This window comes from Petrocella atlantisensis (assembly GCF_900538275.1).
GTDB lineage: Bacteria > Bacillota > Clostridia > Lachnospirales > Vallitaleaceae > Petrocella > Petrocella atlantisensis.
Genome location: NZ_LR130778.1, coordinates 1,590,280 through 1,607,621, shown reverse-complemented (window position 1 = coordinate 1,607,621; position 17,342 = coordinate 1,590,280). Strand labels below are relative to the sequence as shown.

Below are 17,342 nucleotides of genomic sequence, written 5' to 3'. Positions count from 1 at the left end.
TATGCATTCATTATACCAAATATAGCGTTTTGGTGGGGAATTCAGTCAATGTTATTTCACCCGATGGGTGAAATAGTAAACAGGAAAAATACATACTACAAACCTTGATTTTATGCGTTGTTAGCAAGTTTTTTTAACATTGAGTTTCACGGATTAAGGTGTGAGATAAATCAGAGTTTTCTGGCTAGTTAAATCATTGTCATTTTAGGCTGTGTTAAAATATTCAAGGATAGAATGGTTAGAAAACGCATTTCCACCATTATAACTTTAGTGTATCAGATCATATGGTATAATAGTACTATATGAGTTTGGTTACAGTAGTATTTTGTTATTGAGTAAGATAAAAGAGTTTGTGAGGATATTAAGAGAATTTTTGGCTAGGAGACACATATGAGAGAGTATATACCTTTAAATGACATATACAGTTTAATATACTGGTTATCTGCCTTGGTTTTCGTTTTGATAGGTCTTTATGGGTATGCTTTAAATAACAGAGGAAAAGAGAATAGGGCGTTCCTATATCTTTGTGTTACGCTAGTTGTTTGGTCTTTGAGCTTTGCCTTTTTATCCGTAGCCTCCAAGTTTGAAGTAGCAGTAATTATATATCGTATTAGTGTACTTGGATGGGGTGTTTTTTATAGTGTACTCTTGCATTATATGATGATTGTTTCAGAGAATCACTTTTTGAATAAACGTAAGACATATTATCTCATGTATTTACCTGCTGCTATTAATGTGTTTTTTTATGGCATATTCCCTAAGACCGCCAACGATGAGTTTCAACTGGTCTTAACGAGTTCTGGGTGGTTTAATACCACTTCAAATAGTATTTTGGATTACTTTTTTTACGTATATTATATTCTATTTACATTATTAACCATTGTAGTTTTACTTAAGTGGAAGAAGACAAGAGACGATCAGAGAGTCAGAGTTACAGCGTACATGATGATAGTTACTATACTGTTAGGCATAGTGATTGGTTCAGTTACAGATATTATTCTAAGAAATGTGTTAAGTGAATCGACACCATTATTAGGCGTAATTTATGCAATTATACCGATGATTGCTATACTTGTTGCAATAAAAAGACATGGTCTTATGGTGCCCAACAAAGTTGAGGCAACTTCTAGAAGAATAGAAGACGTTTATATCGAAAAGAGATATAAGTTCTTAAAAATGCTCTATATAATACTTGTTGCCGGGAGCTTGATATACATAGCAGGTACATATTTTGTGTACCATCAGAGTCTTGAAGATGTCATATTTGTGGGAACAATTATTCTTTGTGGTGCCATATATATTCGCCTAATACCGGAAGTCTTCAATCGGGATAGAATCTGGACCTTTAATTTATTTATATTAGTTCTAATTGCCAATGCCGGTCTTATTGTCTTGCAACAGGACAAGTCTAATGCAACCGCTTGGTTTTTACCAATCTTACTCACTATTATGCTGTTGCTATATGGAAGTACACTCTTGAGTATTGCATCACTCTTACCTGTGTTCATCATTACTTTGTTTACAAGAAGTCATTATACTGGTGAAGTGATCTTAGATAACGCAACTTTTTTACGACGTAGTATAGTATTGGTATTCATTATTGTTTTGATAAATTATATAAATATTGTGTACAGAGCTATACTTACAAAAAATGAAAAATACAAAACAGCACGTAAGAAACTTACAAAAGTGTCCACACAATTTATTGCGATTGATGCTCAGAATATTGAAGATAAGTCTAATAAGCTTGTTGAAGTGGCAAATGAACTGCTGAATACTACATATGGAATAATTGTAAAATATCGTGATGATTCAGCATCAGAAAAAGCAATAGATGAATCACAAAAGAGTAGGCTGATTTTTCTAGATAAAGTAACCTTGATAAAGGGTTTAGGGGCCTTGGAGATGCAACACAACCAGGGGGAGCCTGTTCAGATCTATGATTTTGAAACGCATGTTCGAGAACATGGTGCATTTGATGGTGTATTGCAAAATGATGATGTAAAGTCAGCCCTTATTGTACCGATTATAAGAGATTATCATTTGCTGGGCTCTCTTGTGTTTGGTTCAGTGAAGAGACAGCAATGGGGGAGGGAAGATGAAGAGGCTTTAATTCTATTAAGAAATATTCTTGCTGATGCCTGGCTAAAGATTGAATCACAAAACGAAATCACAAAATTGGCATATTATGATGGTTTGACCGGTCTGTTTAATCGTACAATGTTTCAGATTCAAATGGAAAAAGTACTGAATCTTTCCTGTGGATTAGATATGAAGTTAGGTGTCATGTTTTTAGATTTAGATGATTTTAAGCGAGTTAATGACACCTTAGGGCATGAATCCGGTGATATACTGTTACAGGTTTTAGCAAAAAGAATACAAGATCAGTTAAGATCGGTAGACAGTATTTGCCGCTTTGGTGGTGATGAATTTCTGATTATGCTTCCGGAAATTCATCATCTAGACAATATATATTCAATTGCCGAAAGAGTTATGTCAGTCTTTAATGAAGACGTTGAAATAGGTGAGAATAAATTTAAAGTAACCGCCAGTATGGGGATATCAGTTTACCCAGAGGATGGCTTAAGTGTAGATTCACTTATAAAACATGCAGATATGGCTATGTATGAGTCAAAATATTCTGGGAAGAACAAGTATTTAGTGTGTACAGATGAAATGAAACATCAGGTTAATGAAAAAATCGAATTAACAAATGATCTTCATAGTGCCTTAGCTAATAATGAACTCCTATTAATGTATCAACCACAAATTAATGTTGAAAAGGATTCAATATATGGATTTGAGGCATTAATTCGTTGGCAACATCCCGATAGAGGATTAATATCACCAGGTGTATTCATACCATTGGCCGAACAAAGCGGTCTGATAAATTCTATCGGTGAATGGGTACTTAGAGAAGCATGTACACAAAATGCCAGATGGATCAAGGAAGGCTATGGCGAGCATATCATGGCTGTCAATATATCCGTTGATCAGCTAAAAGATGATTCATTCACAGACTTAGTAGCTGATATCCTCAAAACAACACACATGACACCGAAGTTTTTAGAGTTGGAAGTCACAGAAAGTGTCGCTATACATGAAAAGGATAAAGTTATTGAACGACTTGCAGACCTAAGAGCATTGGGTATAGCTATTGCCATTGATGATTTTGGAACGGAATATTCTTCACTTAGCCGATTGAAAAAGTTACCAATTGATCGATTAAAGCTAGCCATGGAGTTCGTTCGAAATATCGATAAATCTGAGAAAGATCAAGCTTTAGTAAAGGTTATCATCGAATTATCTAGAAATATGAATTTGAACTTGATTGCTGAAGGTGTAGAAACTAGAGAAGAACTTGACTATCTTTTGAATAACGGGTGTAATGAGATTCAAGGATATTATTATTTCAAACCGATGACAGTCGAGGCGATAGAGTCAGCTATGAAAGAAGGTGATTTCAGTGATACTAAAATCTGAATACTTTTCTATAGGCTATTTTCTAGTGGCTTTAATCCATTTATTTATTGGTATATACATACTTAATAAAAACAAGAAACACCACCTGAATAAAATCTTGTTCTTTGTTACCCTGTCTCTAGCAATTTGGTCTTTTGGGTTCTCGATGGAGAATTCAGCAACTAGTCTTGAGAAAGCCTTGGCTTGGCGCAGAGTAATGGCTGTTGGATGGGGCAGTTTTTTTGCTTTACTGGTTCACTATATTATTCTTTTAACTGGAAAGGAAAATATATTGTTTAACCAGACTAGGAAATTGTTGTTCTATAGCCCTAGCATTTTCTTGATATTGACCTTTAGCCTAATACCAAATATAGCAAAAGCCCAATATAATTTGAGTTGGACAAAATTAGGTTGGATGAATGCGGCAACTGGTGGATTAATGGATGTCATATTTAATTTATATGTAGTTGTCTTTTCTGCAGTAGCTCTTATCTTATTGATTGTATGGCGTGATAAAAAAAGATCGCGGGAGGTTAGAAAAACAAAGGTTATTATAGTTGCAACCTTAACTTTAGCAGTTGTGTTTGGCGTTATAAGCGATTTGGTTTTATATCGTAGTATTGGTTTGGAGATTCCACAGCTTGGTGTTTTCTTTGCAGTAATACCAATAATTGGAACGGTTTATTCAATCAATATCCATGGTTTAATGATTGCAAGACAACATCGATCCTATCAAGATGACTACTTTCTGAATGAAAAGAAGCATCAAATGATTTTCGCTTATACATCAGCCCTGATAATTATAATAGGTATTGTTAATATAGGCGTATATTTTGTAAGTGCATATACCTTGGAAGACGTTCTTGGTGTTAGTGGATTGATTTGCCTGGCAGGAATTTTGGTGATGTTCATCTCGATTTACGTATCTAGGTTAGAAACACAAGACAAGTTGTACTTTTTCATCAATACTGGTTTAGTAACATATTTATTAATACACTATTCTGGAAGGTTAGCCAATAATTTTATATGGGCATTGCCTGTTTTGTTCTTATTGATATCAATCTTATTCAATTATAAGAGGTTTATATATGCAATCAGTCTAACTAGCTTGATTTATCATGCCCATGATTGGGCTTTTAATCAGGGTCAAATCATTGATATCACGTATATGGATTGGACGCTACAGATATCATTTTATATACTGATATTTCTGTCCGTCTTACTTGTTAATAATTATTTAAATGATAAATTATTACTCAATCAACGTTATATTATCAATCACCAAAACCTTGCACAACTATCTTCTGATTTTATAACTATAGACAAAAATACAATAGAGAAAAAAACATTGGAACTTCTAGATGTTGCTAATAAGCTTCTAGATGCGTCATGTGGGCATGCTATTAAGTATCCGAGAGAAGGACAAAGCTTCGGAGAATCAATACAGACAAGTAATCAGTGTCATGTAGAATATACGACCCTTGATACTATAAAATACGGATTAGGTGAACTAAGTGATTCATTTTTTAATGGTGAAATCATTCAGATATTTGATTTGGAAAACCATGTACAACAAAATGATAATTTTAGATGTATTGTAGATAATAATAGGGCCAGATCCATGATTTTAATACCTGTCACAAGAGGAAATGATAACCAAGGTCACTTGATGTTCTTATCTGGTAAGAGAAAACAGTGGGGCAATGAAGAAGAAGAATCTCTGATAATATTAAGAAATATTTTATCGGATGCTTGGGATAAAATCGACTCACAAAACAATATTAACGAGTTAGCTTATTCAGATTTATTGACTGGTCTCAGTAACAGGAAAATGTTCCAAATTCATATGGATGAAATACTCAGGATATCAAAGCGCTCAAACCTTCAACTAGGTATTATGTTTTTGGATCTAGATGATTTTAAATATATTAATGATACCCTTGGTCATGATGCTGGTGATGAGCTTCTAAGAATTATTGGAAATCGAATCAAAGAAAATCTAAGGTTACAGGATATAGCCTGCCGCTTTGGTGGAGATGAATTTCTAGTGATTATCCCTGGCGTTGCTTCTATAAATGAGCTGCAATCTATTGTTGAGAACATTATGTCGACTTTCGAAGTTGATGTGAATATAAAAAATCATATGCTCAAAGTGGCAGCCAGTGCTGGTATTGCTGTATATCCCGAGGATGGTAATGCAAGTGAAACGTTAGTCAAACATGCAGATATGGCTATGTATAAAGCAAAGGCGCTTGGGAAAAATAAGTATGTCTTCTGCAATGATTCTATGAAGAGAGAAACAGGTGAACGTACTAAGTTGCTGAAAGATTTACATTATGCATTGGTCAATGATGAGTTGTTTTTAATGTTTCAGCCTCAAGTCAATTGTGATAAGAATCTGATAAGTGGCTTTGAAGCTTTAGTACGGTGGCAACACCCTCAAAAGGGGATGATTTCACCAGGTGTGTTTATACCTTTGGCTGAGCAGAGTGGTTTGATTCATGAAATTGGTGAATGGGTTCTGATTAACGCCTGCAAACAAAGTTATACATGGCGCAAGGAAGGGTTTGACCAACATATCATGGCGGTGAACCTATCTGTGGAGCAGTTAAAAGATGAAAGGATTATAGATAAAGTAACTAGGATTATAGGTACTTATCATATGGACCCTAAATACCTAGAACTTGAAGTGACAGAAAGTGTTGCCATACATGAAGAAGATGATGTGATTCAAAGACTGGCTCAATTTAGAGAAATGGGGATTTCTATTGCCATAGATGATTTTGGTACAGAATATTCTTCCTTAAGTCGCCTTAAAAGGTTGCCGATAGACAGACTAAAATTAGCAATGGAGTTTGTTCGGAATGTGGATCAATCAGAAAAAGACCAGGCTGTCGCAAAAGTAATTATAGACCTTGCAAAGAACATGAAATTTAGACTCATTGCGGAAGGTGTTGAGAGAAAAGAAGAACTTGATTTTCTTATGAGTAATGGTTGTTCAGAGTTTCAAGGGTATTATTTCTACAGACCAATGAGGGTTGATGAGATTAATAGTTTTGAGGGACAGGAAGTGAGACTATAAATAGAAATAGTTTACTTATGAGCAATAAAGATTCTTAACTTTATATAGAAAGATAATGTCATATCAGGAAGGAGTTATGATTAATTGAGTTTTCTAACATCGTTTTACCGTTAACCCTACAACGGTGAACCGTACCATAAGTAGGGTGAAGAGACTTTCTGTAACTATTGAAAATAGGTACACAAATCAATATGAACCGTTCTGTATAAGAAAAGTATGGTGAAAATTTTTCGATGTTACAGAATGGTTTGATCTTTCCCTGACTTAATAGACACCGTTTTAGGCGGATAATCTTTGTTTTTCGCATTGATTCGGCGTTTTATAACCGATTGCTGAATTCAAGCGATTTGAATTATAGAAAGTTTCAATGTAATCAAAAATATCATGCTTCGCTTGATCCCTAGTTTTGTATTGTTTGTGATGAATTAATTCCTTCTTTAAAATGCTGAAAAAGGACTCCATAGGAGCATTGTCATAAGGGTTTCCGCTCCTACTCATGCTGCATATAATACCATTGGTTTTTAACAGTCGTTGATAGTCATAGCTGGCATATTGCACTCCACGATCACTGTTATGCCGAATTCAGGATAATAGTGACTATACCGAAGAAAATACTATGTCGAAGTTTTTTCAAATGCTTTAATATACTGGTTTCTTTGCAAAAACTTCGGCATAGTATTTATACTTGAAGTACCAAGAAAAGGAGGTGCTTCAAGATGACAATTAAAACCATTTGCGAACTTTGTCTTCAAGCAGTAACTGATGCAGGCTATAATGAGTCAACAATCTTCAACTATCAAGGTGTTATAAGGCGATTCAAAAAGTTCTGTATGAAAAAGAATGTGACAGAATACTCATACGATATCGGTGAACAGTATGCCAATGATGTTATCAGCAAGAAAACAGGAAAATTCAGTAAAAACCGATATCATACTCAAGGAAGGTTTATTAGGCTGATAGATTCTTACTTCGACACAGGAACCTTTGATTTTTCAGTAGTTAAACGTGGAAAGATTTCGCCAAAAAACCAACAGCATAAGATTATATACGAAGACTATCAAAAATTCCTTAAATCCATTTATGACAACGAAAATACAATTCATTTCTATGAGTATGGAATGTATTGCATTTTAGAATTTTTAGTCAATATTTCTGTTTATAACTTATGTGATCTTGAGCCACATATGGTCATTAGATATATAAAAGAGACCAAGCAAACCAGGCAGCGTGAAGTTTTATGCGAGCTTAGAAATATCTTTAGATATCTTGAAAGAACAGACTTAACATCTGCTATTGCAGGAATACATGCTCCAAGAATTCATAAAATCATTCCACTTCTTACTGATGAAGAATGTAAAAAACTGGAATCAGTTATTACTGATGGCAAGATAACATTAAGGGATGCCGCTATTGTAATCATAGGCTTATCTTGTGGTATTAGAGCTTGTGACTTGATAAATCTTAAACTGTCAGATATAGATTGGAATAATGACATAATTACATTTAGGCAAAGTAAAACTGGAAATCTTGTTTGCTTGCCTCTTACTCCAACAGTTGGGAATGCAATAGCTAGATATATCGTGAATGAACGACCTGATGTAGAAAGTAACTTTCTCTTTCTAAGAACACTTGCACCATTTACCCCACTTTCTGATCACGCTTCATGTCATGCCATTGTGAGCAAGGTATTTATGAGTGCAGGTATCGATAAAGGTTCACGCATTTGGGGTATGCATATGCTCAGGCATAACGCCGCATCAACTATAGTGAGAAATGAAGTTCCGATAGAGACTATTGCAGCTATACTAGGACATTCAACTCCTGATACAACTGATATATACATAACAACCGACGTTGAAAGACTCAAAGAATGTGTACTTCCAATGGCTAACATCTCTAAGGAGGTGAATCCATGAACGAGTACATCAGCAAATTAGCACCACATATAATAGAATTTATCGAATTCAAAAATGCATTAGGCATCGAATATAAAACAAGCAGGTATTATCTGAAACAGCTTGACATATTTAACTACAATCATAAAAATCTCAGTAATCTTGACCGTGAAACTGTTGAAGAATGGGCATTGTTACATGCTGAAAAGTCAATATCTGGAGACCGGAGCTGGATATCACCAATAAGAGAATTCGGAAGATACCTTCTGAGTGTTGGATATGAAGCTTATGTACTTGATAACAGGTTTACTATTCAGCGTTATCGTCCTGAAGTATATTTAATGACAGAATCAGAAATACAAAGTTTCTTTATGGAGTGTGATCACTTTGTATTAAGGCACAAAGCCTTGGGACGTCCATATGTCCTTCCTGCATTATACAGATTTCTGTACTGTTGTGGTGCAAGATGCGGCGAAGCACGTAAACTGAAATGCGAAGACGTATACTTAAAGGAAGGGTATGTAGATATCCTTCAAACAAAAGCTCATAGAGACCGCAGATTATACTTATCTGATGAGTTAAAAAAATATTTGGTCAAGTATGATGCTGCTATAAACAAGTGTTTTCCTGAACGAGAGTATTTCTTTCCCGGAGGTCATGGAGGTATATGCTCTTCAACCGCAGTGTCCGCTAATTTTAGAAAAATCTGGATTGCGGCAGGACTCAAAAGGGATGGAAAAGTGAAATCACGTGCCTATGATTTCAGACACCACTTTGCCTGCTCTAATATAATGAGATGGTCGGCAGAAGGAAAATATACATGCAATGCTACCATACCTAATGAAAATATGGGGCATACCGGTATCGAAAGTACCTATTATTATATACATTTAATTCCTGATTTCTTTCCCTGAACTTGCCTCCTCTACACTCATTCCGGATTGGAATTATGAAATATAAGAGGAAAAATGGGAAAGATTTTTGGCAACTGGCCAGAAACTATCTGCATGATTATATGCCTATAACAAGAAATCTCTCGGATAAATCTGTTGAAGCCTATAAACTCATTGAAAACTTATTTGGAGTTTTTGGAGCTTAACAGGCATTATTGAAGACCAAGTATCATTTGATGCCTTTACAGGAAAATATTAATGACCTAAAAGGTAAAAAATGCCCCAAAGACGATTTAAAGCTTCAGCATACGATCTTTTGAAATACTGTAGTGAAGAAGACTTTGAGTTGAGAATTCGGAAGTATGTACTTAAAAGCAGAAAGAAGCAAACGTCCTATTAAGTATCTTCAACCAAAAGCAAAGGCAGCCAGTTCTGTATGAAAAAGATGTGACAGAATACTCATACGATATCGGTGAACAGTATGCAATGATGTTATCAGCAAGAAAACAGGAAATTCAGTAAAACCTATCAACTCAAGGAATTTATTAGGCTATAGATTCTTTTGACAAGGCTGATTTTTCAGTAGGAAAATGGAAAGTTTCGCCAAAAACCAACAGCATAAGATTATATACGAAGATATCAAAAATTTTAAATCCTTATGACAACGAAAATACAATTCATTTCTATGAGTATGGAATTTGATGGTTTTGTCGTTTATAACTTATGTGATCTTGAGCCACATATGGTCATTAGATATATAAAAGAGACCAAGCAAACCAGGCAGCGTGAAGTTTTATGCGAGCTTAGAAATATCTTTAGATATCTTGAAAGAACAGACTTAACATCTGCTATTGCAGGAATTGCTCCAAGAATTCATAAAATCATTCCACTTCTTACTGATGAAGAATGTAAAAACTGGAATCAGTTATTACTGATGGCAAGATAACATTAAGGGATGCCGCTATTGTAATCATAGGCTTATCTTGTGGTATTAGAGCTTGTGACTTGATAAATCTTAAACTGTCAGATATAGATTGGAATAATGACATAATTACATTTAGGCAAAGTAAAACTGGAAATCTTGTTTGCTTGCCTCTTACTCCAACAGTTGGGAATGCAATAGCTAGATATATCGTGAATGAACGACCTGATGTAGAGTTTTCTCTTTCTAAGAACACTTGCACCATTTACCCCACTTTCTGATCACGCTTCATGTCATGCCATTGTGAGCAAGGTATTTATGAGTGCAGGTATCGATAAAGGTTCACGCATTTGGGGTATGCATATGCTCAGGCATAACGCCGCATCAACTATAGTGAGAAATGAAGTTCCGATAGAGACTATTGCAGCTATACTAGGACATTCAACTCCTGATACAACTGATATATACATAACAACCGACGTTGAAAGACTCAAAGAATGTGTACTTCCAATGGCTAACATCTCTAAGGAGGTGAATCCATGAACGAGTACATCAGCAAATTAGCACCACATATAATAGAATTTATCGAATTCAAAAATGCATTAGGCATCGAATATAAAACAAGCAGGTATTATCTGAAACAGCTTGACATATTTAACTACAATCATAAAAATCTCAGTAATCTTGACCGTGAAACTGTTGAAGAATGGGCATTGTTACATGCTGAAAAGTCAATATCTGGAGACCGGAGCTGGATATCACCAATAAGAGAATTCGGAAGATACCTTCTGAGTGTTGGATATGAAGCTTATGTACTTGATAACAGGTTTACTATTCAGCGTTATCGTCCTGAAGTATATTTAATGACAGAATCAGAAATACAAAGTTTCTTTATGGAGTGTGATCACTTTGTATTAAGGCACAAAGCCTTGGGACGTCCATATGTCCTTCCTGCATTATACAGATTTCTGTACTGTTGTGGTGCAAGATGCGGCGAAGCACGTAAACTGAAATGCGAAGACGTATACTTAAAGGAAGGGTATGTAGATATCCTTCAAACAAAAGCTCATAGAGACCGCAGATTATACTTATCTGATGAGTTAAAAATATTTGGTCAAGTATGATGCTGCTATAAACAAGTGTTTTCCTGAACGAGAGTATTTCTTTCCCGGAGGTCATGGAGGTATATGCTCTTCAACCGCAGTGTCCGCTAATTTTAGAAAAATCTGGATTGCGGCAGGACTCAAAAGGGATGGAAAAGTGAAATCACGTGCCTATGATTTCAGACACCACTTTGCCTGCTCTAATATAATGAGATGGTCGGCAGAAGGCAAAAATATACATGCAATGCTACCATACCTAATGAAATATATGGGGCATACCGGTATCGAAAGTACCTATTATTATATACATTTAATTCCTGATTTCTTTCCCATATATAATGAACTTGCCTCCTCTACAGAAGAACTCATTCCGGAGGTGGAAAGTTATGAAATATAAGAGGAAAAATGGGAAAGATTTTTGGCAACTGGCCAGAAACTATCTGCATGATTATATGCCTATAACAAGAAATCTCTCGGATAAATCTGTTGAAGCCTATAAACAATCATTGAAAACTTATTTGGAGTTTTTGGAGCTTAACAGGTCATTAGTTGAAGACCAAGTATCATTTGATGCCTTTACAAGAGAAAATATTAATGACTTTGTAAGTTGGCTAAAAGGTAAAAATTATGCCCCAAAGACGATAAACTTAAAGCTTACAGCAATACGATCTTTTTTGAAATACTGTAGTGAAGAAGACTTTGAGTTGAGAGGTGTTTATTCGGAAGTATGTACTGTTAAAAAGCAGAAAGAAGAAAAACGTCCTATTAAGTATCTTCAACCAAAAGCAACGGCAGCCATTCTGTCAGCCTATGACGTTGATACATCAAAACACAGACGAAATCGGATGATTCTGATTATGCTTTATGATACTGGTGCCAGAGTGCAGGAACTTGCTGATTTAACCTTTAACGCGTTGCATCTAGATGTACCAAATCCTTTTGTAACGCTGATTGGTAAAGGCAGGAAAATCAGAAATGTGCCTCTGTTAAAAAAGACAGTCCAACATTTAGAACTATATCTTAGAGAATTTCATCCTGATAAAAAAGAAAATCCCTTATTCTATAGTATATTTGATGGTAAGCCACACCGTTTGTCGACGGATAGCATTAGCTTGGTACTTAAAACAGCATCTGATAAAGCACGCAAATCATGCAGTGACGTTCCGATCGGTGTACACTGCCATATGATAAGAAAGACCAAAGCCATGGATTTATACAAAAATGGGGTGCCATTGCCCTTTATTATGCAGTTACTTGGTCATGAAAGCATGTCTACGACATCAGGATTTTACGCATTTGCAACACTCGAAATGATGAGTGAAGCTATGAATAAAGCAGGTCCAACCACAACTGTATCAGATGTTAAAATTTGGAGAAAAGGCGAAATCAAGAAGATTCTTTACTCACTTGATTAGTCAAAACACTATGTCGAAGAATTATGAACAATCGTTGAGTTTAAACGGATAAGAAAAAACTTCGACATAGTATTTTCTTCGGTATAGTCACTATTATGCCGAATTCAGGATAATACTGATCAAGGGAGCCAGTTCACAAGCAATGAATACGTCAACCTGCTCAAGTCAAAAGGTATTCGGATCAGCATGGATTCAGTAGGGCGAGCAACAGACAACAACCGAATCGAACGTTTTTTTAGATCCTTAAAGCAAGAGAAGCTCTACATTTATGCGTATGAGTCTGTCAACGAGCTCAAAACCCTTATTCAGGAATATATGAAATATTACAACACGGAAAGACCCCATCAATCACTCGGCTATTCGACGCCAGCTGAGGTCAGCAAAGCTGCATGATATCCAAAATTTCACAAGGAGGACTAACTTAGGTCGGCAGAAAATCTGTCTTGACAGAGGGGTCCATTATACATCGTCAAGTGAATTAGAAGGTAAAAACTATCAAGATGTAATAGCCGAATTACAAGATGCGGGTTTTACTAATATTAAAACAGATATATTAGATGACTTGGTAATCGGATTGCTTGTAAAAGATGGAAATGTCGAACAAGTAAAAGTTGATAGATTTACTAGTTTCAGTACCAGTAGTAGCTACCCCAAAGATGTACCAATCGTGATTACATATCATACATTCCCCTCGACTAAGACAGATGTCCCGGACACAACGGTGACTTCAACAAACGAATTATCAAATGGGAGAAATGTAAGCGGATTTGACACAAAAGCCAACCAAACGGTTAATTGGTACGGGATTGAATTTTCAATACCTGCGTACTATGATGTGTTAGATAAAAGGTCTACAGATATATGGAAATCCTATTATCCTGAAAAAGAAGAATATTATGCATCGATACTTTTTCAAAGTCAAGATTTTGCGGGGACAGACGGTGATTTTAATAGCCAAATGCCTTCTATTGTTAAGGACACCATTAATGGTGAATATTTCAAGAATACAAAAATCGAGAAATCAGAGAAACTGTCAATTGCGGGGTTGCCGGGTTGGACTATCACATTCTCCAGAGCTGATACGGATGGAGATGGAGTGGTTTCAACTGGGCGTTATTCCTTTGCTTATAACATGAACACCGGTAAGATAGTCACTATTTCCTGCACGTTTGATAGTAATGACCAGTCGAAATACGATTATTTTGGCGACTACCTAAAAGTATTGGAAACTGCAAAGTTGTTAGTCGAACCTCTCAATTCGAATGCAATTAACATTACGAATTCAACGGATTTTGCTGCTATTATGAGCCTTAAAGATCCAGGGGATCCATTAGTACAAGCCTTTGCTGAAGCGCATAAGGGCGATGTAGTTGAATTTGATGGATGCGTGGGGCTCATTCTACCTCATACTGGAATGAAGACCAGATTTGACGTTTTACTAGTAGGTGGTGATTACAATGAAAACAAGGGTTCCGGTGCATATTTTTCATTCATTGATAAGAACTTTTATGATATGAAGGTTCTCGGAGCTGATACAGTAACCAAAGGAATGGATTTTCATATAACGGGAAAAATCAAGGAATACAACGAAGAAGGCAAATTCATTGAAATCGATCCAATTTCGCTAGAGGCTAGGTAACACTAGAATAGTAATAAAGCGCATAATACACGATTCTGCTATGAAGACTATGGAGGTTAGGCGCTCTTATTGTGGCGCAGATAGGAAGATGTTCCATAATGAACTTGCTAAAGGCAATAACCGTAATAGGAGGGGCGTATCAATGAGAAAGTATGGATTGTTTTCATTTCTTTTCGACTGCATCTTGGCCATGATTACTGGTGGTCTATGGCTCATTTGGATATTTGTAAGAGAAATGCGACGACGAAAATAAATCATTGAGTTGTTTGCATCCGCTATGCGGATAGGGTATAAGCTTTCCTTGCCGGATGCGCAGCAACAAATGCATATACCGGTGTGGCGGAGCCAGCATGGCTCTGCCGCAACGAAATATTCAATTCTGTAGACAAGGAGGTGAAATGTTATGGGAAAAAAGAATCGCTTCTATGTTGCAATCGACCTGAAGTCGTTCTATGCTTCCGTCGAGTGCGTTGAACGCGGCCTTGATCCCATGAACACGAACCTCGTTGTCGCCGATCCGAGCCGCACGGAAAAGACCATTTGCCTTACTGTTTCGCCCACTCTTAAATCCTATGGCATTTCCGGTAGGGCAAGGTTGTTTGAAGCGGTTCAGAAAATCAAAGAAGCCAACGCCTTGCGTCAGCATAAAGCTCCGGGGCGTAAATTCACTGGGGAATCCTATGACAATGCAGTGCTGAAGTCGTCGCCGGAATTGGCTATCTCCTATATCACAGCACCGCCACAAATGGCTCTGTATATGGAATACAGCACACGGATATACAATATTTATTTGAAATATGTTGCCCCGGAGGATATCCATGTTTACTCAATCGATGAGGTGTTCATTGATGTCACAAATTATTTAAAAACGTATCGTCTCACACCCCATGAGATGACGATGATGATGATTCAGGATGTTTTCAAGACTACCGGCGTCACCGCAACGGCTGGAATTGGAACAAATCTTTATCTTGCTAAAGTCGCAATGGATATTAGAGCGAAGCATGTTGCGCCAGATAAGGACGGTGTGCGTATTGCGGAACTGGATGAAACAAGCTATCGCCAGCTGCTCTGGAGTCACCGGCCCCTGACGGATTTCTGGCGTGTGGGGCGGGGTTATGCCAAGAAGCTTGAAGCCTACGGTATGTACACCATGGGTGATGTGGCACGGTGCTCTGTTGGAAAGTCTTATGAGCGCAACAACGAAGAACTGCTGTATAAGCTCTTTGGCATTAATGCGGAACTGCTGATTGACCATGCATGGGGCTGGGAGCCCTGCACGCTTGCGGATATCAAGGCGTATAAGCCCCGTTCAAACAGTATAAGCTCCGGGCAGGTTCTGCAGTTCCCCTATGCCTTTGAAAAAGCAAAACTCATTGTACGGGAAATGACGGATCTTCTTGCATTGGATTTAGTGGACAAAGGCCTTGTTACGGATCAAATGGTTTTGACAATCGGCTATGATATTGAAAATCTTCTTAATCCAGAGATAAAGAAGTCCTATCATGGGGATGTGATAACAGACCATTATGGCCGTAAGATTCCAAAGCACGCACATGGAACTGTAAATTTGAACCGTGCAACTTCCTCCACCATGCTCATCATGGATGCCGTGATGGAATTGTATGACCGCATTGCAGATAAGAACTTATTGGTCAGGCGTGTCAACCTCACCGCCAATCATGTGCAGGAAGAAAAAGCCATCGTAAAAGCAGATGCCTTCGAACAGCTTGACCTTTTTACAGACTATGAGGCGCAGCAAAAGAAAGACGCCGAGGATGAAACAGCGTTGGCACGGGAAAAACGGATGCAGGAGGCTGTAATCAAGATCAAGAAAAAGTACGGTAAAAATGCGATTTTGAAGGGTATGAACCTGGAAGAAGGCGCGACAACCGCTTCCCGTAACCGGCAGATTGGAGGTCATAAGGCATGAATAGTCCCTATGACGACATTATCAATTTGCCGCATCATACCTCCACTTCGCGTCAGCGGATGTCCGCCCATGACCGTGCCGCACAGTTTTCCCCCTTCGCTACGCTCACAGGCTATGATTCTGCTATTAGAGAAACGGCAAGGCTAACGGATACAAGGATTGAGTTGGATGAAAACAGCAAGGCGGATTTGAACGAAAGGCTGTGCGTCATTCAAGAACAGTTGGAAGAGCAAATGGAAATCTCAATTACCTATTTTCAGTCTGATAACAAGAAGGCTGGTGGCGCATATATTACTGCTACAGGGTGTGTGAAAAAGATAGATGCGTACCAAAGAACAGTGGTTATGCAGGATGAAACGATCATACTGATTGATGCTATTTTTGAAATTGAAGGCGAGTTTTTCGGCATATTCGAACATCGGGAATAGGAGCTACGGGTTCTGAAACATGCATATATAGCCATATGGCTATAAGAGGAGTTAAATATGCCCAAAAGTTTGGAGAATTTAAGCGTTGTTCAAAATGATGTTGACGACAAAATGCAACACATACGAACAGAAGTCGAGAAATTCATCAGTTTAAACTTTATGGAGCCGATAAGCACCTACGAGGCAGAAGCTAATTCTCAAGACCTTGCTATACCGACTTTTTTAAGAAGGAGGCGGAGGCAGGAAGATGAGCATGAGATTTCGTCGAGATTGTCAAAACGAACAGCTACATTCACTGAACAACTGCTTGAAATGATTGTGGAAACGGGAATGTCGGAAACGGAAGTCTATAAGCGGGCTCATATGGATCGCAAGCTATACTCCAAGATCAAAAATGATAAAGACTATCGACCAAGCAAGAGAACGGCCATCGCTTTGATATTTGATGAGGGGAAGGAGGAAGAAATTCCTCCGACCTACTCTACCTTTATTCAACACTACTTTCATACAGAGCCAAATGAAAAGGCGGCGTCTCCAGATGGAGTCGGCGCCTTTTAGAATAAATGGGTT

Annotated in this window: 15 protein-coding genes and 2 pseudogenes; 16 read left to right on the top strand and 1 reads right to left on the bottom strand. The window is 37.3% G+C overall.

The features are described 5' to 3' along the window. The first annotated feature begins 390 nt into the window (after positions 1-390). Entirely contained in the window at positions 391-3,483 is a 3,093-nt protein-coding gene (locus PATL70BA_RS07525) for an EAL domain-containing protein (protein ID WP_125136798.1), read from the top strand. Then, a complete protein-coding gene (locus PATL70BA_RS07520) occupies positions 3,467-6,544 on the top strand; it encodes an EAL domain-containing protein (RefSeq protein WP_172596159.1) in 3,078 nt (1,025 codons plus the stop codon). The genes PATL70BA_RS07525 and PATL70BA_RS07520 overlap by 17 nt, the downstream gene beginning before the upstream one ends. Before the next feature lie 279 nt (positions 6,545-6,823). Here the strand turns inward: PATL70BA_RS07520 and PATL70BA_RS17115 are convergent. Further along, positions 6,824-7,120: pseudogene (locus tag PATL70BA_RS17115) on the bottom strand (IS3 family transposase); the annotation flags it as partial. Positions 7,121-7,260: 140 nt separating this feature from the next. Here PATL70BA_RS17115 and PATL70BA_RS07510 point away from each other — a divergent pair. The 14 genes and pseudogenes from PATL70BA_RS07510 to PATL70BA_RS07450 all read left to right on the top strand — a co-directional run bounded on the left by PATL70BA_RS07510 (position 7,261) and on the right by PATL70BA_RS07450 (position 17,330). Next, positions 7,261-8,460 carry a site-specific integrase gene (locus tag PATL70BA_RS07510; RefSeq protein WP_125136780.1) on the top strand — a complete coding sequence of 400 codons (1,200 nt, stop codon included), beginning with the start codon at positions 7,261-7,263 and terminating at the stop codon, positions 8,458-8,460. Then, complete coding sequence (locus tag PATL70BA_RS07505) at positions 8,457-9,353, top strand: tyrosine-type recombinase/integrase (RefSeq protein WP_125136796.1); 897 nt, start codon at positions 8,457-8,459, stop codon at positions 9,351-9,353. Before PATL70BA_RS07510 ends, PATL70BA_RS07505 begins: the two co-directional genes overlap by 4 nt. Before the next feature lie 35 nt (positions 9,354-9,388). Next, complete coding sequence (locus PATL70BA_RS16250) at positions 9,389-9,538, top strand: hypothetical protein (protein ID WP_172596157.1); 150 nt, start codon at positions 9,389-9,391, stop codon at positions 9,536-9,538. Between the two features lie 452 nt (positions 9,539-9,990). Beyond that, positions 9,991-10,278 carry a hypothetical protein gene (locus tag PATL70BA_RS07500; protein WP_145985032.1) on the top strand — a complete coding sequence of 96 codons (288 nt, stop codon included), beginning with the start codon at positions 9,991-9,993 and terminating at the stop codon, positions 10,276-10,278. Further along, the gene (locus PATL70BA_RS17110; RefSeq protein ID WP_125138438.1) at positions 10,248-10,535 is read left to right on the top strand and encodes a tyrosine-type recombinase/integrase; all 288 of its coding nucleotides are present in this window, start codon (positions 10,248-10,250) and stop codon (positions 10,533-10,535) included. Before PATL70BA_RS07500 ends, PATL70BA_RS17110 begins: the two co-directional genes overlap by 31 nt. Positions 10,536-10,554: 19 nt before the next feature. Further along, positions 10,555-10,797 carry a tyrosine-type recombinase/integrase gene (locus PATL70BA_RS16765; protein WP_408634450.1) on the top strand — a complete coding sequence of 81 codons (243 nt, stop codon included), beginning with the start codon at positions 10,555-10,557 and terminating at the stop codon, positions 10,795-10,797. Then, complete coding sequence (locus PATL70BA_RS07485) at positions 10,794-11,378, top strand: site-specific integrase (protein WP_125136793.1); 585 nt, start codon at positions 10,794-10,796, stop codon at positions 11,376-11,378. Before PATL70BA_RS16765 ends, PATL70BA_RS07485 begins: the two co-directional genes overlap by 4 nt. Next, positions 11,365-11,754, top strand: a complete 390-nt coding sequence (locus PATL70BA_RS16150; RefSeq protein WP_145985031.1) for a site-specific integrase — start codon at positions 11,365-11,367, stop codon at positions 11,752-11,754. Before PATL70BA_RS07485 ends, PATL70BA_RS16150 begins: the two co-directional genes overlap by 14 nt. After that, complete coding sequence (locus PATL70BA_RS07475; protein WP_125136791.1) at positions 11,744-12,772, top strand: tyrosine-type recombinase/integrase; 1,029 nt, start codon at positions 11,744-11,746, stop codon at positions 12,770-12,772. Before PATL70BA_RS16150 ends, PATL70BA_RS07475 begins: the two co-directional genes overlap by 11 nt. Before the next feature lie 111 nt (positions 12,773-12,883). Then, positions 12,884-13,165, top strand: a pseudogene (locus PATL70BA_RS07470) (transposase); the annotation flags it as partial. 274 nt (positions 13,166-13,439) lie between these two features. Next, positions 13,440-14,411: a DUF4839 domain-containing protein gene (locus PATL70BA_RS07465; protein WP_125136790.1), complete on the top strand. Its 972-nt coding sequence runs from the start codon at positions 13,440-13,442 to the stop codon at positions 14,409-14,411. Positions 14,412-14,814: 403 nt separating this feature from the next. Next, positions 14,815-16,344, top strand: coding sequence for a Y-family DNA polymerase (locus tag PATL70BA_RS07460; RefSeq protein ID WP_125136789.1), 1,530 nt, complete (start codon positions 14,815-14,817; stop codon positions 16,342-16,344). After that, entirely contained in the window at positions 16,341-16,772 is a 432-nt protein-coding gene (locus PATL70BA_RS07455) for a hypothetical protein (protein WP_125136788.1), read from the top strand. The genes PATL70BA_RS07460 and PATL70BA_RS07455 overlap by 4 nt, the downstream gene beginning before the upstream one ends. Before the next feature lie 57 nt (positions 16,773-16,829). Continuing rightward, positions 16,830-17,330, top strand: a complete 501-nt coding sequence (locus PATL70BA_RS07450; RefSeq protein ID WP_125136787.1) for a hypothetical protein — start codon at positions 16,830-16,832, stop codon at positions 17,328-17,330. Positions 17,331-17,342 lie beyond the last annotated feature (12 nt).

Excerpts from the sequence above, each read along its gene's own strand:
- PATL70BA_RS07525 (WP_125136798.1), top strand. The coding sequence starts at position 391 with ATGAGAGAGTATATACCTTTAAATGACATATACAGTTTAATATACTGG.
- PATL70BA_RS07510 (WP_125136780.1), top strand. The coding sequence starts at position 7,261 with ATGACAATTAAAACCATTTGCGAACTTTGTCTTCAAGCAGTAACTGAT.
- PATL70BA_RS07505 (WP_125136796.1), top strand. The coding sequence starts at position 8,457 with ATGAACGAGTACATCAGCAAATTAGCACCACATATAATAGAATTTATC.
- PATL70BA_RS16250 (WP_172596157.1), top strand. The coding sequence starts at position 9,389 with ATGAAATATAAGAGGAAAAATGGGAAAGATTTTTGGCAACTGGCCAGA.
- PATL70BA_RS07500 (WP_145985032.1), top strand. The coding sequence starts at position 9,991 with ATGACAACGAAAATACAATTCATTTCTATGAGTATGGAATTTGATGGT.
- PATL70BA_RS07485 (WP_125136793.1), top strand. The coding sequence starts at position 10,794 with ATGAACGAGTACATCAGCAAATTAGCACCACATATAATAGAATTTATC.
- PATL70BA_RS07475 (WP_125136791.1), top strand. The coding sequence starts at position 11,744 with ATGAAATATAAGAGGAAAAATGGGAAAGATTTTTGGCAACTGGCCAGA.
- PATL70BA_RS07460 (WP_125136789.1), top strand. The coding sequence starts at position 14,815 with ATGGGAAAAAAGAATCGCTTCTATGTTGCAATCGACCTGAAGTCGTTC.
- PATL70BA_RS07455 (WP_125136788.1), top strand. The coding sequence starts at position 16,341 with ATGAATAGTCCCTATGACGACATTATCAATTTGCCGCATCATACCTCC.
- PATL70BA_RS07450 (WP_125136787.1), top strand. The coding sequence starts at position 16,830 with ATGCCCAAAAGTTTGGAGAATTTAAGCGTTGTTCAAAATGATGTTGAC.